The 3,260-nt window shown below is 72.0% G+C and carries 2 protein-coding genes; one reads left to right on the top strand and one right to left on the bottom strand.

Annotated features, from left to right (window positions below):
* Positions 1 to 36: 36 nt before the first annotated feature.
* Positions 37 to 339, bottom strand: coding sequence for a chorismate mutase (locus QH283_RS13750; RefSeq protein ID WP_280503391.1), 303 nt, complete (start codon positions 337 to 339; stop codon positions 37 to 39).
* A 421-nt stretch (positions 340 to 760) separates the two neighbouring features.
* Between QH283_RS13750 and QH283_RS13745 the strand changes: the two genes are divergently transcribed.
* Positions 761 to 3,260 (top strand): UvrD-helicase domain-containing protein (locus QH283_RS13745; protein WP_280503390.1); only part of this gene is annotated, 2,500 nt, incomplete at its 3' end.

Here is a 3,260-nt window from a genome sequence, read left to right as displayed (position 1 = left end):
CCCCCCCCCCCCCCCCCCCCTCGGGCGTTCGGGGGGCTACCTGCCGAGCCGGCCTCGGCCCAGGCGGAGCAACAGCATGGCGAGGGTGTGACCCTCCTGACCCAGCTCGCTGAAGCGCTCAAGCACCTTCATCTCACGGCTGTGGACCAGGCGCGGGCCGCCGGAGGCCATCCGGGTGCGGCCGATCAGGCGGGAGATCTCGGTGCGGCGCTTGATGGCGGCGAGGATCTCCGCGTCGAGCTTGTCGATCTCCTTGCGGAGCTTGTCGATCTCCGCCTCGGACTGCGGCAGCGACGAGTCGGACACGGCGGTCTTCGCGTCCTGGCCGGAGGACTGCACGGCTTCGGACCCGGCGGGCTGGGCCGCCTCCGACACCGCGGGCTGCGTCGCATCCGACACGGCGGGCTGTGCCGCATCCGACCCGGCGGTCGTGGCAGGGGTGCTCATAATCATCTCCTCGTGTCAGAACGTGGATCGGCACGCGCGCGTCGCGCGTTACCGACCGTTCCTTCACCGTGAAACAGACCTGGCGGGTTCCATAGTCCCCCCAGCAGTACGCGCTCAGCCACCGGATGCGGGATACCGGTCGCCGACGAACCGTCAGCACGGACGCGTCCTGGCCGAACCGACGCGCGTCGGCCAGTCTGCCACGGGTCCCGAACAATGCAAAACGTTCCTATTTTCAAATATGCGAAAGCAACGTCCGTAACGGGGGCGGGGCGTCGCGCCTGTCGGCGGCCGCCGGTAGCGTGGACGGGCAATGGACACGACGGCGGCACCCCAGACGACAGCACCCCGCGCGGGCGCTCCCCAACCCGACTCCACCCGTCGCACGCTGGCCGAACGCGCCCAGCAACGGGCCGACGAGGCCCGCAGGAATGCCGAGGCGCGCGCCGGGCAGGACGGGCCGGGACGCGACGGCGGGCAGGGAACCGGGATCGATCGGCGGCAGGCGGCCGGGCCTGAGCAGTCCGACGAGCAGGCCCGCCGCCGGGCCGAACGCGAGCGGCAGCGCGCCGAACAGGTCGAGCGGTTGCTCGACGGGCTCAACCCGCAGCAGCGCGCGGCCGTCGTGCACGCGGGAGCGCCGCTGCTCATCGTGGCGGGCGCCGGCTCGGGCAAGACCGCCGTGCTCACCCGTCGCATCGCCTACCTGCTGGCCGCCCGCGACGTCTCGCCCGGCCAGATCCTGGCCATCACGTTCACCAACAAGGCCGCCGCCGAGATGCGTGAGCGGGTCACCGGCCTGGTCGGTCCGCGCGCGGCCACCATGTGGGTGTCGACCTTCCACTCCAGCTGTGTGCGCATCCTGCGCACCCAGGCCGCCCTGCTGCCCGGCCTGAACTCGAACTTCTCCATCTACGACGCCGACGACTCGCGCCGCCTGCTCACCATGATCTGCCGCGATCTCGACCTCGACGCCAAGAAGTACTCCGCGCGGCTGCTGGCCACCGCCATCTCCAACCTCAAGAACGAGCTGATCGACCCCGAGCAGGCGGCCGCCGACGCCGCCACCGGTGGCGAGACCGAGCTGCCCGCCGTGGTCGCCCGCGTCTACGCCGAGTACCAGGCCAGGTTGCGCGGGGCCAACGCGATGGACTTCGACGACCTGATCGGCGAGACCGTCGCCCTGTTGCAGAACCACCCGCAGGTCGCCGAGTACTACCGCCGCCGCTTCCGGCACGTGCTGGTCGACGAGTACCAGGACACCAACCACGCGCAGTACGTGCTGATCAGGGAGCTGGTCGGGTTGTCCGGCGGCGGGGAGGGGGCGGGCGAGCCCGCGGTGCCGCCGAGCGAGCTGTGCGTGGTCGGCGACGCCGACCAGTCGATCTACGCCTTCCGCGGCGCAACCATCCGCAACATCGAGGAATTCGAGCGCGACTTCCCGGACGCGGAGACCATCCTGTTGGAGCAGAACTACCGCTCCACGCAGAACATCCTCTCCGCCGCCAACGCGGTCATCACCCGCAACCAGGGCAGGCGGGAGAAGCGGCTGTGGACCGACTCCGGCGACGGCGAGCCGATCGTCGGCTACGTCGCCGACAACGAGCACGACGAGGCCGCCTTCGTGGCCCGCGAGATCGACCGGCTGGTCGACGCGGGCGAGGCGAACTACAACGACGTGGCGGTCTTCTACCGCACCAACAACAACTCCAGGGCGCTGGAGGAGACCTTCATCCGGCTCGGCCTGCCCTACAAGCTGGTCGGCGGGGTGCGCTTCTACGAGCGCAAGGAGGTCCGCGACATCGTGGCCTACCTGCGCGTGCTGGAGAACCCCGACGACGCGGTCAGCATGCGGCGCATCCTCAACACCCCGCGCCGCGGCATCGGCGACCGGGCCGAGGCCTGCGTGGCCGTGCACGCCGAACAGCGCGGCATCGGCTTCACCGCGGCGCTGCGCGACGCCGCCGAGGGCAAGGTGGCCCTGCTGAACACCCGCGCGCAGCGGGCCATCGCCGGCTTCCTCGACCTGCTCGACGAGATCAAGGCCGCCGGTGAGCAGGCGGACGCCGACTTCCCCGATGTCGGCGCGGTCGTGGAGGCGGTGCTCGACCGCACCGGCTATCGCGCCGAACTGGAGGCCTCGGACGACCCGCAGGACGGCGCGCGGCTGGACAACCTGAACGAACTGGTCAGCGTGGCACGCGAATTCAGTGCGAGCGCCTTCGACGCCGCCACGGCGGCCCGGGAGGAGGGGCTGCTGCCCGAGCAGGGGGAGGGCGAGCCCGAGCCCGGTTCGCTGGCGGCCTTCCTGGAACGGGTGTCGCTGGTCGCCGACGCCGACCAGATCCCCGACGAGGGGTCCGGCGTGGTCACCATGATGACCCTGCACACCGCCAAGGGCCTGGAGTTCCCGGTCGTGTTCGTGACCGGCTGGGAGGACGGGCAGTTCCCGCACATGCGCGCCCTGGGTGACCCGACCGAACTGGCGGAGGAACGTCGCCTGGCCTATGTCGGCATCACCCGGGCCAGGCAGCGGCTCTATCTGACCCGCGCGATGGTGCGCTCGGGCTGGGGGCAGCCGGTGTCGAACCCGGAATCGCGGTTCCTGCAGGAGATTCCCGCCCACCTCATCGACTGGCGCAGGCTCGAACCCGCGCACGCGCCCGGTCTGCGCCGCCGCGGCGGTGACGACGGGCTGGAACGGGACTGGACGCGCGGCGACGGCTGGCCGGAGTCGCGCGGCGGCGGGCCGCGCCGGCCCCCCCCGCCCCCCCCCCGCCCCCCCCCGCCCCCCCCCCCCCCGGGGGGGCGGG

This window comes from Nocardia farcinica (assembly GCF_029867845.1).
Taxonomy (GTDB): domain Bacteria; phylum Actinomycetota; class Actinomycetes; order Mycobacteriales; family Mycobacteriaceae; genus Nocardia; species Nocardia farcinica_A.
This window is presented reverse-complemented; position numbering and strand designations above follow the sequence as displayed.